We start from the raw sequence: 15,581 nt of genomic DNA, 5'->3' as shown, positions 1-15,581 counted from the left end.
ATACTCCTTCTATTCTCTGACCCAGGGGATAAGCTCCTCTAATAGACTCCTCACCTCTGGGTCTTTGCTCCACTGCTGCAGCTCTCCCGACTTAGTCTCGCTGATCATCTGGATCAGGCGGGGCGCCTGCATCGAGAGACGGAGCTTATTCATCTCCTTGAGCCAGTAGGTCAGGCTCTCTCTGCTCCTCGACTCCATCGGCTCATCCAGCACCTCTCTGTGGTACAGGCAGTAGAGCTCTCGCCCGCGAGTGCCCTCACCGGTGCGCAGCTCGGGGAGTAGCCGATCCGGGCTGAGGGGAGCCGAGCGGAGGTCGCCACTCTCCCGCCAGACGTCACCGAGCTGCTCTGACCTCTGCTGCAGATGATCGAGGAAAGGCTGACCGCCGAGGGTGTCAAAGGAGTCATAGTAGAGCAGCATCGACATCGTCAGGTAGTAGTAGAGTCGACGCCCGAGGATGCTCTCCGGGATCGAACCGGGTAGGGGAAAGTAGGTCCCCGCCTCGCTTGTGGAGATGGGTATCTCGCGCTCCATCACCACGAAGAGCGGACTCTGCCGCTCACTCCCGTAGATCGGTCTGTAGGCGGTGAGCGTGAGGTCTCCCGTGAAGTGCTGTCCCGACCCGGCAGTGAGCCGAATGTAGATTGATACCGAGACAGGCTCCTTGGGGGTCATGCTGAGCCGAACGTCGGGGCTGAAGCCGTCGGCAAATCGCCGTACCCGCTCACTCAGTCCCTCAGCGTCCTTGGCGGCTGTAGATCCCAGCGCAGAGGCGTCGACCTCTACGTGTGAGGTGACCAACTGCTGAGCCGAGAGCGGCACCACCACCGCGCTCAGCAGGAGTGTGGCGAGGAGGGCAATAGGGCGCGCGAAGATCTGCATAAGGAGAAGTGGGTAGTGGCTCCGATTAGCTGAGCTGTGGAAGGGTGTGGAGGATCTCGAGTGCTACCTGCTCCTTCTCCATCAGTGGCAGAGAGCGCTCGATAGAGCCGTCCCTACTGAGTAGTGTCACTCGATTGGTGTCGGTGCCAAATCCTGCTCCCTCGTCCTCAAGGGTATTGGCGGCGATGAGGTCAAAATTCTTCCGCTCCATCTTGTCCTTCACCTGCTCGAGATCAAGGTGGGTCTCCAAGGCAAAGCCTATGTGTATCTGCTCCTTGTCCTTTTCCTTGCCCATAAGTGCGGCGATGTCGGGATTGGAGACCAGCTCGATCGTCATCGAGGGTCGACTCTCCCTCTTTACCTTCTGCTCCTCGGGATGAGCCACCTTGTAGTCTGCCACGGCAGCACAGAAGATGGCTATCTGGTACGAGGTCACTGAGCGGCAGGCCTCCAGCATCTCATCCGCACTCTCGACCCGGATCACCCGCAGTCTCTCGTGGGGAGTCGGGAGGACCTGGGCGGGCCCGGTCACCAGGGTGACCTCTGCACCCATCCGGATCGCCTGCTCGGCGAGTGCCTTGCCCATACGTCCGGAGGAGTAATTGCCGATGAAGCGGACTGGATCAATCCGCTCGTACGTTGGTCCCGAGGTGATCAGTAGCCGCTTCCCGGCAAGTATCGTTGCCTCGGCCATGTCCTCCTCTATCCTGCGGACGATCTCCTCCGGCTCGGGCAGTCGACCCTTGCCTATGAGGTGGCTCGCCAGCTCTCCCTCCTCCGCCTCGAGTATCGTCGCCCCCATCTCTCTGAGGCGGTCAGCGGAGGCGATGGTCGATGGGTGGCGGTACATATCGAGGTCCATTGCCGGAGCGATGTAGACCCGTCCTCGTGTGGCGAGGTAGCAGGTGACGAGGAGATTGTCAGCTATGCCATACGCCATCTTGGCCATCGTGGAGGCGGTGGCCGGGGCGACTATGAAGAGGTCTGCCCAGAGCCCCAGCTCCACATGGCTGTGCCACGTGCCGTCGCTGTGGTCAAAGAAGTCGCACAGCACCGGTCGACCGGAGAGGGTGGAGAGGGTGAGCGGGGTGATGAATTCCCTCGCCGCTGCCGTCATCACCACCTGCACCTCAGCGCCTGCCTTGACGAGGAGTCGGATCAGTGGAGCAGCCTTGTAGGCTGCGATGCTCCCGGTGACCCCGAGGACAATGTGCTTACCGCTTAGGTTAGGCATGGTCGGGCTTTTCGCTATTCAGGTCGATGGCTTTCTTGATCTTCTGGAGCTGAAACTTCGTGTCCCCTGGGAAGTCGCCATTCATCATCCAGCCGAAGTAGCCGGGCTCTCTGGTGAGTACATCGGAGACCCGTTGTCCCTTGTACTTTCCGAAGTTAAATACCACCTCGTCCTTATCGTTGTAGATGAATCGCCCGGCGAAGTCCACCACACGGCGCTGCGTGGTGTACTCGTCCAGACGATCGACATCATTGGGGAGGTCATCGTACTTGGCAAGCTGACCGCGCAGGACATTGTAGGTCGCCTCGGTGTCAGCCAGCGCTCCGTGTGCTCCGTCAAAGGTGCATCCGCAGTAAAACTCATGGGCCGCGGAGAGCGTCCTCGCCTCGCGCTTGTGGTAGATCACCTGCACGTCGACCACCTTCCGGCTGTGCAGGTCGACCGGTACATCAGCACGATAAAACTCCTCGCTCAGCATCGGCATATCGAAGCGGTTGCAATTGTATCCCGCAAGGTCGCACCCCTCGATGAAGCCGGCCACACGCTTCGCTATATCAGCAAAGGTGGGTGCCTCAGCCACATCCGCATCACTGATGCCGTGGACTGCCGTCGTCGACTCAGGTATGTGGCACTGAGGATTGACACGAGAGGAGAAGGTCTCCTTGCTCCCGTCAGGCATCACCTTGACGAGGGCGATCTCTACGATCCGATCCCTCGCCGGGTCCGTCCCGGTCGTCTCGAGATCGAAAAATACAAGCGGGCGCTCCAGTCGAAGCTGCGGAAGGGTATCAAGCTCGCTCATATCAGCAGAGGCATATCTACGGCAATAATCGTCTCCTCCTCATCCCGCTCCTGTGGCGTGATGATGGCGGCGTGAGCGCGATCTCCAAGCAGAAGCTCCACTTCATTTCCGGGGAGTATATTGAGGATCTTGATCAGGTGGATGGCGCTGAAGGCGATCTCAAACTTCTCCGTGCCGCTGTAGTTGACCGGCAGTGTCTCTTGTGCAGAGGTCGAGTAGCCGAGGTCTTTTGCATCCAGTTGCAGCTGATTGGGCGTCAGGACTAAATTGATCAGCTTGGTGGCGTCATTAGCAAAAATCGAGACGCGCCTAAATGCAGCCAGCAGCTGCGATCGGTCGGCGATGATGCTCTTGTCATTGTCCTGAGGGATGACGCTCTCGCAATTTGGGTACTTGCCATCGAGCAGGCGACACTGGAGGCGCATATCCTCGCGCTCAAAGGTGGCGTAATTGACATACACGGTCACCCGGATCGTATCCTCAAGCGTCGGCGAGGAGATCTCTGTCTCACTATCGGTCCCCTCCGCCTCCGGTGCGGAGTCGTTGCCTCGGTGAGTGAAGAGGAGCTTGATCAGCGATACCGGCTTGCCCGGCAGCGTGAAGGACTTGCTCTCGAGAGCGTCCGTGAGCTGCACAGAGCGATTTTTGTACAGCGCCATCATATAGCCGTCGGTGGCAGAGAATGCGATCTGCTCCTTATTGATGTCAATGTGCACTCCGCCTAAGAGGGGCCGGGTGTCCTCCACCGATACCGCATAGTCGGTGTAGGTCAGTCCCCTGCTGAATACACTCGTGGGCAGATCCAGGACAGTCGACTGATCGTCCAGCGCCTCTACCTCGGGGTAATTCGTGGCGTCCTGTCCGACGAAGTCGAAGTGGCCGTTATTGTACCGGACGTTGATGTGCTGATTGTCTGTATCGATGTCGAAGGTGAGGTCCTGAGCGGGAAGCTCCTTGAGTGGGAGCAGGAGATGCTCCGGTCGGATGCAGATGGTGTAGTCCTCGCCCTCGTGCGACTGAGTGCGGAGCGACAGGGTGAGGCGCGTCTCGCCGTCTGTCCCGGTCATACGGATGATGCCTCCCTTGATCTCAAAGAGTATGTCGTTGATGATGGCTGACGTGCCACCGGTCTTGCCGGAGGAGGGGATCACGCGGCTGATGATCGATAGTCTGCTGCTGAGCTGCTGACTGCCTACTGTAAATTTCATAAGTGATCGGATAAGAGTATCGTTTATACTTAGGGGTAAAAGTACCAAATTGCCCAGATATGACCAATTGTCTCCTCGAAGTTATCTCGGAAAAAGGAGATCAAGGATGATGCCAAACTAATACCGATAATAGTGATCTCTAATACCGATATTAGTCGCGACTAATATCGGTATTAGAGATCAGCGAGAGCCACTCGGGCGACGGCTCTCATTTCCCTGGGCTTGCTGTGCGGCACGCACGTGCTCTCTTCTGTCCGGGATTTTGCTCAGTCGGTCTCCGGAAGTCCGGTGATGTGGAGCAAAAAAAGAGCTGTCAGTCTAGGTGACTGACAGCTCTCGTATACTATGTAGTCCGTATGAGAGTCGAACTCATCTTTCAAGAATGAAAATCTTGCGTCCTAACCGATAGACGAACGGACCAAATAGCTTGGGCCGAGATCGTTTCGAGGGCGATGACTTCGGCTTCTTAGGCGTTAGCCTGCTGACCCTTGAGGCTATTAACCTTCTCTGCGAGGGAGTGCTTCAGGTTGGCAGCCTTATTCTTGTGGATGTGACCCTTGCCGGCCATACGATCGATCAGTGATGTGACCTTCGGGAGAGTCTCCTCTGCCTTGGCTGCATCGTCGAGGGCACGGAAGTCGCGAACTGCATTACGCATCGTCTTACCATAGTAGCGATTGCGCGTGCGACGAGCGCTGGCTTGTCTGATTCTCTTAAGTGCTGACTTATGATTTGCCATGATTGGATTATTCTATCTGCACCCTTAGGAGAGTGTGTCCCTGCAAGAAGTCGGGATGAATAGTAGTCCGTAGGGGAATCGAACCCTTATTTCAAGAATGAGAATCTTGCGTCCTAACCGTTAGACGAACGGACCAAAAACTTTCGTGCTATTGCTCTGCAAAGGTAAGAAAGTTTTTTACTTCTTGCAAGCTTTGTGGGGTTTTGACCTTACTTTCGTTGATTATTGACCCCGGACACCCTCTCTTGGGTGACAATGATTATCTGCGGATGTGTAGTTTCTCGATGATGGCGCGGTAGCGATCAATGTCGTTGCGCATCAGATAGTCGAGCAGGTGGCGGCGCTTACCGATGAGGAGCTTCATAGAGCGAGAGGTATTGAAGTCCTGCGGGTGCTTCTTGAGGTGCTCCGTGAGGTGAGAGATGCGGTACGTAAAGAGAGCGATCTGGCTCTCTGCTGAGCCGGTGTCCTGGTCTGACGTACCATACTCACCGAAGATTTCCTTCTTCTTAGCTGTATCCAGATACATAATCTAGTAACAATGAAAATGAGTGTGAATAATGACGCATAATCACCCCGTACGTCCGGGTGACATTTGCGACTGCAAAGGTAGTACTTTTAGTTGGTTGCTCCAAGTGCCTTCCCCTTTTGGCCTTTTGGCGTGACGGGCGTTTTTTTACTCCTCCTTGCGTTGGTAGATAGCTGCCCCACCGGGGATGTAGGCTTCGAGGCCGGTGTGGAGGTCGTAGCAGCTGATCTCAAGGGTGACGAAGCGCTCTCCATCCTGACTCCTCGGTAGCGTGATCGTCGCCGACTGCTCTGTCGTCACTGCGACGAGGTCCCGACCTGTCGTGGTGTCGGGTAGGGAGTCGGTCGATAGGTAGATCGCATAGAGGCAGGGGTGGTCGCGATTGGCACCGCACCAGGTGAGCTTGGCGCTGTCCCCCTGGGTGGTGATCGTGAGGTCTCGTGGGTAGAGCAGCGTGCTGTCGGCACTTACTATCGGAGCGTGCGGGAGGACCGGCTGACGAAAGCACTGCGCTACCAGCTGATCCCTCAGCCCGTGGCTTCGCTCGGTGAGCTGCCGGGCTCGGAAGAGTGCCACTCCTGCGATAAGGCTGTCGCTCTGCACCTCGGCAACCTGATCGATCACCTGCTGTGCGGGCCAGCCTCCCTCCTCTCGTAGTGTGCGGAAGGCTCCGAGACCGATGACGACCGGGATACTGAGCTTGTCCCTCCAGTCCTTGAGTATGGGTCCGAAGGTGGATCCCCGGCTGTAAGTCATGGTGGCGATGAAATCAATGGCTCCCGCCCGCTCCCACGCCACAGGATCCTGATAGACGTCTCCCCTCGCCGTCCAGCCGATGTGGGAGACTCCGGAGATCTGGTCGTACGCTCCTATGGTCGCTGCACTGAGTAGCACGGTGCTGTCTGTCTCCTGGAGAGCATCGTGGATCCGCCTGACGATGGCAGTGATGTTATTTCGCCGCCACTCCGCCTTAGGGAGCAGTGTGTGAGCCTGCCGGTAATCCCGGTCATCGGGAAAGCGTGCGGGGAAGTCGGGGTAGCGGATGTAGTCGAGCTGGATCCCCTCCACAGGGTATCTCTCCGCTATTTCGCGAGCGAGAGAGGCGAGGTGGATACCTGTGAGGCTGTCTGCCGGGTCCATGAAGTCCTTTCCCCTATGCCGCTTGGTGTGCCCCTTGTGCTTGTCATAGAAGGGGGTGACCCCTCTGAGCCTTCGTCTGTAGCTCCGGTCCTCCAGTGGTAGTGTGGTGATCCAAGCGTGGATCGTCATCCCCCTCTTGTGGCACGCCTCCACGGCATAGGCAAGCGGGTCGTACCGCTTACCATAGAAGCGCGGGTGCATCGGCTCTATCGCCGAGGGGTAGATCACGTCCCCCCGGCCTCGGACTTGGAGGAAAATGGTATTGATTCCATTCGCCCGCAGCAGATCCAGCTGCTCATCCAGCTCCCTCTTCTGCGCCTCCTCCGACGAAGAGCGGGGCCAGTCCAGCCCCCAAATGGTGGAGAGCCAGACGGCGCGCATCTCGTACTTGGAGCGAGGAGCAATGGTATCCGTCTCCCCTGCCAGTGTGCCTTGCAGGGTGAGGAGACTAAGGAGGATCAGTAGGAGGTGTCGTCTCACGGGCGGCGGATCAGAAGAAGTCTATATGGTCGATCAGCCTCACCTCTCCGTCGTAGACAGTGATGGCGCCGACGGCATGCTCCGTCTCGCTCCAGTCGCTGATCTCTCCCAGCGTGTCCTGGTCGACGATGCTGAAGTACTCCACTCGGAGCAGAGGCGATGCCTCGATCTGACGGACCACGAGGTCATGCACCTCGCTGACGGAGCTTCCCTCCCTCTGCGCCCTCACTCCCTCGGTCAGTGCCCGGTAGATCATCGGTGCTGCCTGTCGCTCCTCGGGAGAGAGCCTATTGTTTCGGCTGCTCATAGCAAGTCCGTCCGGCTCGCGGACGGTGTCGCAAGAGATGATCTCCGGGTCCATATCGTCTGAGAGCTCGATCATCCGCTTGATCACCGCTATCTGCTGGAAGTCCTTGAGGCCAAAGTATGCCTTATCCGGCTGCACGAGCCTGAAGAGCTTCCCTACGATCCAGACCACTCCCCGGAAGTGTCCCGGGCGGTAAGCACCCTCCATCACTTCTGCCACCTGTCCGAGGGGTAGGTCGGGCGCCTGCTCTCCCTCAGCGTACATCTCCTCGGGGGTGGGGGTAAAGGCGAAGTCTACCCCGAGTGACTCCAGAGCCCTCAGATCCTCCTCCATATCGTGAGGGTAGGTGGCGAGGTCGGTGGGGTTATTGAATTGGGTCGGATTGAGGAAAACACTCACTACCGTGCAGCCGCACTCCCTGACGCAGCGACGTATGAGGCTAAAGTGTCCCTCGTGCAGTCCGCCCATCGTGGGGACGAGACCGATCGTCTCTCCCTTATGCTCCTGCCGTACTCGGCTGAGAGCTTCCCTCAGCTGCTCCTGACTGTTGATTACTTCCATAGCGTTACCTATTTCTCTCACTGCAAAGGTAGCGAGAGATTGGCGAAGAATATCTTCTTACTAAAGGTCAGGAGCGAAGTCCGGCGGGACATGCTCCTGACCTTTTTATGCTAAAATCTACGATTGACTCCCTTATCAGAAAGAGAAGGAGGCACCGATGTTGAGGACACTCATCCCGTATCCTGCCTCTACGAAGAGGCCCCAGCTGGGAGCTACCATATAGCGCAGTCCGATACCGGTATTGTAGCCGAAGCCAAAGGACGATGCCTTGCTCTCGTTGCTGTGGTCGCCTCTGAAGCCGAGGGCGACAAAGCAGTAGGTGTCCAGTGCGGGGATGAAGTGATAGTGCAGTCCGGCGCGTGGTCCGAGGAAGTAGTCCGTGCCACCGCTGTACATATTGATCACCGCCTGACCACCGAGGGTAAAGGCGCTGTTGTCGTCCCAGATGTGCCCATTGAGGCAGTGATCGGCGGCGAGGTTGATCGTCATAGATCCTGTCTGCTTACCAGCAGCGTTGGTATGGAGGCTGGCCCCCAGTCCTACGCTGGCGATGTTGGTCCCGGTCTCGAAGACATTCTGAGCCTTGGCCTCCGTCTGACCGGCGACGCATAGTCCCAGAGCTACGAGAGCGGTAGCGAGAGTTTTTTTCAGTGAAATCATAATGCTACAATTGATATTGTGTGAGTCGTTTCCTTGATTGGGGTCAAAGGTACACAAATGGTGTCAGATCTCCTTTTCCTTAATCGTGATGTGGAAGCAGGCTTGCTTGCGCTCGTGCTTGATGTAGCAGCGTCCATCCTCGTGGAAAGCTCTCAGTACCCTTGCCAGCAGGTGCTTCAGTTCCTCAGGCTCTATCGTTCTCGGGTCCTCAGGGTCGATCTTGTCAAAGCGCTGCCAGGAGATGTCGAGTGTGGTCCCGTAGCAGTGGGTGCTGTTGGGTGAGGCATTCCCATTTCGCTGTCTCAGCTCGCTCATATCCTCCTCTGTCCTCGTGACGCTGGTGACGATCAGTCGGTAGAGTGGCTGCCCATCCGCCTCCAGCTGGTACCGAAAGGCGGCCCCGATCTCCTGAGCCAGACGCACTGCCTCAGGCACCATCAGTGGCACGGAGTGAGTCAGGCTGTCCAGCTTAAGCCCCGGTGTCTCCTTGAGTGGGACGAGGCGGTCGATCCGGAGGAGGTCCTCACGGCACTTCGCAGGAGTGATCCCGAGGCTCTGAGCGGCCTCAAGTTGTATGGGATTGAGGTCATCGAAGTCCCTCCTGAAGCTCCCCATGTAGCGGTAGGGACGCTCTCCCGGGACGATGCTGTAGGACCCGGTCTCCGGAGCTGTGGCGTGGGACTCCCTCGGCGGCGTAAGGCTGATGAGCAGTGTCGCCAAGAGGGTCATCGCAAGGAGGGGAAGGTAGTAGTGGGTAACGACCGGCCTGGATAAGGGACGGAGAAAGGCTCTCAGTCGGCTCCAGAGGCGGGCAAGAAACGCTCTGCCTCTCTTGCCTGTCGAGCGGACGGCAGTCCCTGCGGATCGCTCCGTCCGCTCCTTAGTCCGCGGACTCGAGGAGCGACTCCGGATGATCTCCTCCAAGCAGAGGTCTGCACGAGTCTTACCCCGCTCCGAGAGCGGGGTATCGGGTGATGAGTTGTGATCCTTTTCCATTCGTGATGCAAACTTAGCCAATTCCTCTGCAGGGACCATGGTCAATAGGGCTCAATCTCACGATCGGCATCGCTCCCTCAGTGGCTTACTTCGTTGGGATCGTGAGTGTGGCGGTGTGGAGTCCCGGTGCTGATGCGGTGAGGGTGATGGTCCCCAGCGTGCCTGATGGTGCGACGATAGTGGTCAGCTGACCGCTGAAGGCGGGCATCGTCTTGCTCTGGAAGGGGACAATGCAGGTGGCATCGCCATTGGCGCTGGCAACGTAACGCCCTGCACCACTGACCTCAAAGGTTACCTCAGGTGTGGCGGTAGCGCAGAGGTTGCCCTGCTTGTCGACTACGGACACACGGACGTAGACGAGGTGCTCCCTATCCCCCGCCGGCACGACCTCTGCCGGCTCCTCGAGGGTGAGCCGCAGTGTGTAGGGCGTGCCGGAGGTGCAGAGACGCTTCTCCTCCCGGGGCATGCCATCCTTGTCGTACGCCACGACTCTCACCTCGCCCGGCTCATACTTCGTGTCCATCCACATGAGGCGGTAGCGAGGTAGGCGCGAGAGATCCTTGTCGGAGCTGTTATCGACCGTGATGGTGGTGTCCTTCGTCCGCCGTCCCTGGCTCTTGCCGTTTATGAATAGCTCGGCCGTGGGGTAGCTGGTGTAGACGAAGATCGGGGTCACCTCACCCACACGATCAGGCCAGTCCCAGTGGGGCAAAATGTGGATGGTGGGGCTGTCCGCATTCCAGTGCGATCGGTAGAGGTAGAAGCGATCCTTAGGGATGCCGGCGAGGTCCACCGCTCCGAAGAGCGATGTGTGGGAGGGCCAATTGGTGTAGTACGGGGTCGGCTCTCCGATGTAGTCGATACCGGTCCATATGAATTCACCGATATTGTAGTGGAAGTCATCGTGCCGGATGAAGTTGTCCTCCGGTAGTTCGCTCCAGGCGCAGTGCTCCACGTCGTAGCTACTCGCCTGATGATCGGGGTAGATCGCCATCGACTTACGCTCGACCGGGAACTTGTAGACTCCCCTCGACGAGAGCGTGGAGGCGGTCTCGGTACCGAGGATCAGTCGCTGAGGGAGCTTGGCATACGCCTCGGGGTAGTGCCAGGGGCGGTAGTTAAATCCTGCGACATCCATAATGGCGGCAAAGTTATTCGCTGTGGCAGGCTTGGGATTGTCCATCCCCTGGGTGACGGGGCGGGTGGGGTCCTCTCGGTGAGCAATCTCCTGGAGGAAGTGAGCGACCTTATTGCCACCCTCTGCGCCCTGCTCGTAGACCTCGTTGCCGATGCACCACATCACGATGGAGGGGGCGTTTCTGTAGTGACGGATGAGGTTGACGAGGTCGCGCTCCGCCCAGTCGTCAAAGAGGGTGCTGTACCCATTCTTCACCTTAGGGATCCGCCACTCGTCGAAGCTCTCCGCCATGATCAGCATCCCCATCTCGTCTGCCAGCTGGATCAGCTCCGGGGCGGGCATATTGTGTGAGGTGCGGATCGCATTGACACCCATATCCTGCATCTGCTTGATCTGTCTGCGGATGGCTACCTTATTCACCGCCGCTCCGAGTGGACCAAGGTCGTGGTGGAGACAGACGCCCTTGAAGGTCACCGGCTTGCCATTGAGGAAAAAGCCCTCATCGGGACGAAGCTCTATCGTTCGCACTCCGAAGGTGGTGCGGTAGGCATCAATCACGTGGCCGTTGTAGAGTAGCTCGCTCTTGGCGGTGTAGAGGTTGGGCTGCTTGATGTCCCAGAGGTGGGGATGCGGGATGCGGAGGTTTTGTTCAAGGGCGTTGTCGAAGATCTCGGCTCCGCTGTTCTCCCGGCTGTCGATCGCCTCGCCCTTGTAGAGAATGGTGGTGCGAAGCGTCAGAGCGTCGCTATCGGTGGGGATGCCCTTCAGCTCGGTGCGGACCCTGACCTGGGCGTACTCCTCGGAGACAAAGGGAGTGGTGATGAAGGTCCCCCAGTCATCGATCCGGGTCTTGGAGGGCGACACCATCAGGTACACATTGCGGTAGAGCCCCGCTCCCGGGTACCAGCGAGAGAAGTCGGTCGGGTTGTCGAGCCGGATGGCGATCACCTGCCTTGTCTTGGAGGCATCCAGATAGGGCGTGATGTCGAGGTGGTACGAGCTGTACCCATAGGGCCAGCCTCCGGCGCGGTGACCATTGACATACACCTCGGAGTGGCTCATCGCCCCATCGATGTAGAGGGTGATGTCTCCGAGCGTGGCGGGATCCTGATAGAGGTCAAAGTCATAGCGGTACCAGCCCACGCCGACGAAGGGCAGTCCTCCCGTGCGACCGGCATGCTCGAGAGCCTCCGTCTGCCCGTCCTGCGTGATGGCGACATTTTGGCGGTCGTTCTCGGGCGAAAATGGTCCGTAGATAGCCCAGTCGTGTGGCACCGTGACGCTCTGCCAGCTCCGGTCGTCGTAGTCGGGGCGGACGAAGTCTGGACTATCCTCTCTCGTGAAGCGCCAGCCGTCTGTCAGGCGGAGCGCTTCGCGTGGGGCAGCTATGCTCTGGAGGAAAGACTGCGCCGTCGCACTGAGAGACATAAGGGTCGTGAGTAGGGCGGGTAGAGTTCGTCTGATATTCATCTATAGGTGTACTGATTATACGATGTACGGGGTATCCATTTCTATTGCGGGAGCAACGTTTCCTCAAATCTACACTAAATATATGCAATGCGCACTATTTCCGGTGTGGACTTTCCGAGGCGAGGGAGGGGCAGGGGAAAAGCCTCTCCCTGATGAGTCATCTCTAATACCGGTAATAGTTGAGTCTAATATCGGTATTAGTCTTCACTAATATCGGTATTAGATAGAGGCTTTACTCGTGACCTGTCTGACTTGTCCTCTATGTCGGCTTGTTTTCTACTGAAATCCACCTCTTTGTGACCATCTGTCGTCAGAGTCGGAGTACTAAGGTTCTCGCAGGTGGTTTTGGCACGATGGTCCTTTTTAGGATTGGTCTTGCCGGGGAGGGACCGGTCGGACCCTTTTTTGTATCTTTGTTGAGATTGAAAAATTAGAATAGCTCATTTATGTCATCAACTGATACCATCCCCTTTCACCCTGTCACCCTTGAGGATCGACCGATCTTAGAGTCCTTCTACGAGGTCAATCCCTACTTTTCCTGTGACTATACTTTCTCCAATCTCATCGGCTGGACTCATATCTACCGGACCGAGATCGCGGTCCATAAGGGATTTCTCTTGATCCGCTTCTGGAATGAGGAGAATAAGCGGCACGCTTACCTTATGCCTGTCGGTGCCGATGCCTCCCGCCTGCGCGAGGTGCTGCTCGATATGGAGCAGGACCAGGCACGGCTGGATGAGAAAAACCTGACGATCATGGGGGCAACACCCGAGGGGGTACAGGCGCTGGAGGCGATCCATCCGGATCAGATGGTCACCCTTGATAATCGAGACTTCTCCGAATACATCTACCTTCGGGAGAGTCTGGCGTCCCTCTCGGGCAAGAAGCTGCAGTCCAAGCGCAACCACTGTAACCGCTTTGAGCGGACCTATCCCGACTGGATCTACGAAGAGATCACGGAGGAGTCGCTGAAAGAGTGCATGGCTGTGGAGAACGAGTGGTACCGCGAGACAGATACCACGGAGGGGATGTCCGACGAGCGGAGGATGATCCGCTTTGCCCTTGAGCATATGAGCGAGATCGGTCTCACGGGCGGGCTCCTGAGGGTCGAGGGGAAGGTGATCGCCTTTACCCTCGGCATGCCTCAGAGCAGCCGTTGCTTCGACGTCAATATCGAGAAAGCTGACGTCTCCTACGATGGCGCTTTCACGATGATCAATCGGGAGTTTGTCCGCCGGATCCCGGAGCAGTACACCTACATCAATCGTGAGGAGGATATGGGGCTCGAGGGTCTGCGGAAGGCTAAGCTCTCCTACAAGCCAGAGATCCTCCTCGAGGAGTACACCGTGGTCCTCAACCTATGATCCGCCTGCGCCCCTACGACGCCTCCGATGATGCGCTCCGAGCCTCCATTCTCGACCTTCTCTCCGATGCCTTTGGGGAGGAGGGGATGCCCTACTATGAGCTGGCGATGGACCATCTCTACGACCCGGACCACACCTTCCTCCTAAGCGAGGAGGATGCATCTCTCGTCGCAGTGGCGCTGGTGGTGGACTATGTCGATCCCACCGATGGACGCTGGGCGTACCTCTACAGCCTCACCACTCGGGAGGATCATCGGGGCGAGGGGCTGATGACCCGTCTCTACCGAGAGACACTTGAGCCAAGGCTGATCGAGCGAGGCTACCGAGGTGCCTGCCTCGTGCCGGCGACCTCCTCGCTTGTCGGCTTCTATAAGGGGTGGGGGTTTAGTCTGCTACGAGCTGCAGACGAGTCTACGCCGATCACACCCGGTAAGCGGGCGACAGACTATCTCCTCGCTGCCTATGGAGAGCCCTGCATTGATAACCCGTTGCCCTTCCAGATGATCAAGCCCTTTGGTCATACTGAAGTCTCTTACCGCTTGATTTCACCACTGGACTGAGAGCCCTTTCTTTTTGGTGCGAAAAGCCTACCTTTGCAGAAATTGAACGAACATAACGACTTATGAACTTTATCAAAGAGCTTGAGTGGCGCGGGATGATCCACGATATGATCCCCGGCACAGAGGAGGCGCTCCAGAAGGGGATGGTCTCCGGCTACGTAGGCATTGATCCTACTGCAGACTCACTTCATATCGGTCACCTGGTGGGCATCATGATGCTGCGACACCTGCAGCGCTCCGGTCACCGACCCATCGCACTCATCGGTGGCGCTACCGGTATGATTGGTGACCCCTCGGGTAAGTCCAAGGAGCGTAACCTCCTCGATGAGGAGACGCTGAGGCACAATCAGGCCTGCATCAAGAAGCAGCTGGAGAGGTTTCTTGACTTTGACAGCGATGCCGAGAATGCAGCGGTGCTGGTCAATAACTACGACTGGATGAAGGACTACAGCTTCCTCGACTTCATCCGCGATGTCGGCAAGCACATCACGGTCAATTATATGATGGCGAAGGAGTCTGTAAGGAAGCGTCTCGAGGCAAATGCCATCGAGGGGCTCTCCTTTACTGAATTCTCCTACCAGCTCCTCCAGGGGTACGACTACCTGCACCTCTATCAGACGGAGAATGTCCGTCTCCAGCTCGGTGGCTCCGACCAGTGGGGCAATATCACCACCGGTGTGGAGCTGATCCGTCGCGTCCTCGGTGTCAGTGATGCCCTTGCAGTCACCTGCCCGCTGATCACTAAGGCGGACGGGGGTAAGTTTGGCAAGTCGGAGAGCGGCAACGTCTGGCTCGACCGTCGCTACACCACGCCGTATAAGTTCTACCAGTTCTGGTTCAACGTCTCCGACGAGGATGCCAAGAAGTACATCCGGATCTTCACCGACCTGACTAAGGAGGAGATCGAGGCGCTGGAGATGGAGCACGATAAGGCTCCCCATGAGCGTCTCCTGCAGCGACGTCTGGCGGAGGAGATCACCGTGATGGTCCACTCTCGCGAGGACTATGACACAGCGGTGCGAGCGAGCGAAATCCTCTTTGGCAATGCCACCAAGGAGACGCTCAGCAGCATCGATGAGGAGACGTTCCTCTCGGTCTTCGATGGCGTGCCGATGGCGGAGGTCTCCAAGAGCGACCTTGATGGCACGACCGGACTGCTTGACCTGCTGGTGAGCAAGTGTGGGTTCTTCAAGAGCAATGGAGAGCTCCGCAAGCTGATCCAGAGCGGTGGTATCAGCATCAATAAGGAGAAGGTCAGCGACCCGCAGTACATGCCTACCACCGATGACCTCGTCGAGGGCTCCTATATGCTGATCCAGAAGGGCAAGAAGAATTACTTCCTCGTCCACGCCGTCTAAATAGCTACTAAGACCTGAGCTTACGCTCGTCACGATTACCAAACAGTTTTTTTGTAAGATGAATATGTACAGGAGAGTTGCTTTTTCGCTACTTCTTTTCGCCCTGTCGGCATTGAGTTGCTTTGCCGACGAACCCACTGCCCCGCGCTCAGC

The 15,581-nt window shown here is 57.6% G+C and carries 14 protein-coding genes and 2 tRNA genes; 3 read left to right on the top strand and 13 right to left on the bottom strand.

All coding sequences use genetic code 11. From position 1 onward, the window contains the following. Positions 1–9: 9 nt before the first annotated feature. From QZR17_RS05055 to QZR17_RS04995, 13 genes are all read right to left on the bottom strand, one after another. Positions 10–882, bottom strand: coding sequence for a DUF4835 family protein (locus QZR17_RS05055; RefSeq protein ID WP_297128472.1), 873 nt, complete (start codon positions 880–882; stop codon positions 10–12). 25 nt (positions 883–907) lie between these two features. Beyond that, positions 908–2,116, bottom strand: coding sequence for a bifunctional phosphopantothenoylcysteine decarboxylase/phosphopantothenate--cysteine ligase CoaBC (coaBC, locus tag QZR17_RS05050; RefSeq protein WP_297128470.1), 1,209 nt, complete (start codon positions 2,114–2,116; stop codon positions 908–910). Continuing rightward, a complete protein-coding gene (locus tag QZR17_RS05045; RefSeq protein WP_297128468.1) occupies positions 2,109–2,918 on the bottom strand; it encodes a 3'-5' exonuclease in 810 nt (269 codons plus the stop codon). Before QZR17_RS05045 ends, coaBC begins: the two co-directional genes overlap by 8 nt. Then, complete coding sequence (gene dnaN, locus QZR17_RS05040; RefSeq protein WP_296158802.1) at positions 2,915–4,126, bottom strand: DNA polymerase III subunit beta; 1,212 nt, start codon at positions 4,124–4,126, stop codon at positions 2,915–2,917. The genes QZR17_RS05045 and dnaN overlap by 4 nt, the downstream gene beginning before the upstream one ends. Positions 4,127–4,474: 348 nt before the next feature. Further along, positions 4,475–4,546: transfer RNA gene (locus tag QZR17_RS05035), tRNA-Glu, on the bottom strand. A 46-nt stretch (positions 4,547–4,592) separates the two neighbouring features. Further along, positions 4,593–4,865 (bottom strand): 30S ribosomal protein S20, encoded by a 273-nt coding sequence (rpsT, locus tag QZR17_RS05030; RefSeq protein ID WP_070467353.1) that lies wholly within the window; start codon positions 4,863–4,865, stop codon positions 4,593–4,595. A gap of 63 nt (positions 4,866–4,928) precedes the next feature. Then, a tRNA-Glu gene (locus QZR17_RS05025) sits at positions 4,929–5,000 on the bottom strand. Positions 5,001–5,124: 124 nt separating this feature from the next. Beyond that, positions 5,125–5,394, bottom strand: a complete 270-nt coding sequence (gene rpsO / locus QZR17_RS05020) for a 30S ribosomal protein S15 (protein ID WP_070467351.1) — start codon at positions 5,392–5,394, stop codon at positions 5,125–5,127. Positions 5,395–5,541: 147 nt separating this feature from the next. Next, entirely contained in the window at positions 5,542–7,014 is a 1,473-nt protein-coding gene (locus QZR17_RS05015) for a family 10 glycosylhydrolase (protein WP_297128465.1), read from the bottom strand. A gap of 10 nt (positions 7,015–7,024) precedes the next feature. After that, positions 7,025–7,882, bottom strand: a complete 858-nt coding sequence (gene panC / locus QZR17_RS05010; protein ID WP_297128462.1) for a pantoate--beta-alanine ligase — start codon at positions 7,880–7,882, stop codon at positions 7,025–7,027. 135 nt (positions 7,883–8,017) lie between these two features. Then, positions 8,018–8,542, bottom strand: coding sequence for a hypothetical protein (locus QZR17_RS05005; RefSeq protein ID WP_296158886.1), 525 nt, complete (start codon positions 8,540–8,542; stop codon positions 8,018–8,020). A 63-nt stretch (positions 8,543–8,605) separates the two neighbouring features. Further along, positions 8,606–9,538: a DUF5715 family protein gene (locus QZR17_RS05000; protein ID WP_297128458.1), complete on the bottom strand. Its 933-nt coding sequence runs from the start codon at positions 9,536–9,538 to the stop codon at positions 8,606–8,608. A gap of 85 nt (positions 9,539–9,623) precedes the next feature. Continuing rightward, the gene (locus QZR17_RS04995) at positions 9,624–12,146 is read right to left on the bottom strand and encodes a glycoside hydrolase family 2 TIM barrel-domain containing protein (RefSeq protein ID WP_297128455.1); all 2,523 of its coding nucleotides are present in this window, start codon (positions 12,144–12,146) and stop codon (positions 9,624–9,626) included. A gap of 446 nt (positions 12,147–12,592) precedes the next feature. Between QZR17_RS04995 and QZR17_RS04990 the strand changes: the two genes are divergently transcribed. The 3 genes from QZR17_RS04990 (at position 12,593) to tyrS (ending at position 15,428) form a co-directional block, all read left to right on the top strand. Then, positions 12,593–13,510, top strand: a complete 918-nt coding sequence (locus QZR17_RS04990; protein ID WP_297128453.1) for a phosphatidylglycerol lysyltransferase domain-containing protein — start codon at positions 12,593–12,595, stop codon at positions 13,508–13,510. Continuing rightward, positions 13,507–14,070, top strand: a complete 564-nt coding sequence (locus QZR17_RS04985) for a GNAT family N-acetyltransferase (protein WP_297128451.1) — start codon at positions 13,507–13,509, stop codon at positions 14,068–14,070. The genes QZR17_RS04990 and QZR17_RS04985 overlap by 4 nt, the downstream gene beginning before the upstream one ends. Before the next feature lie 62 nt (positions 14,071–14,132). Then, on the top strand, positions 14,133–15,428 hold the full coding sequence (tyrS, locus tag QZR17_RS04980; protein ID WP_297128447.1) for a tyrosine--tRNA ligase: 1,296 nt from the start codon (positions 14,133–14,135) through the stop codon (positions 15,426–15,428). Positions 15,429–15,581 lie beyond the last annotated feature (153 nt).

Origin of the sequence: uncultured Porphyromonas sp. (assembly GCF_900541275.1) — a bacterium.
Taxonomy (GTDB): Bacteria; Bacteroidota; Bacteroidia; order Bacteroidales; family Porphyromonadaceae; genus Porphyromonas_A.
The sequence above is the reverse complement of the archived record's forward strand: the minus strand, read 5'-3'. Positions and strand labels throughout refer to the sequence as shown.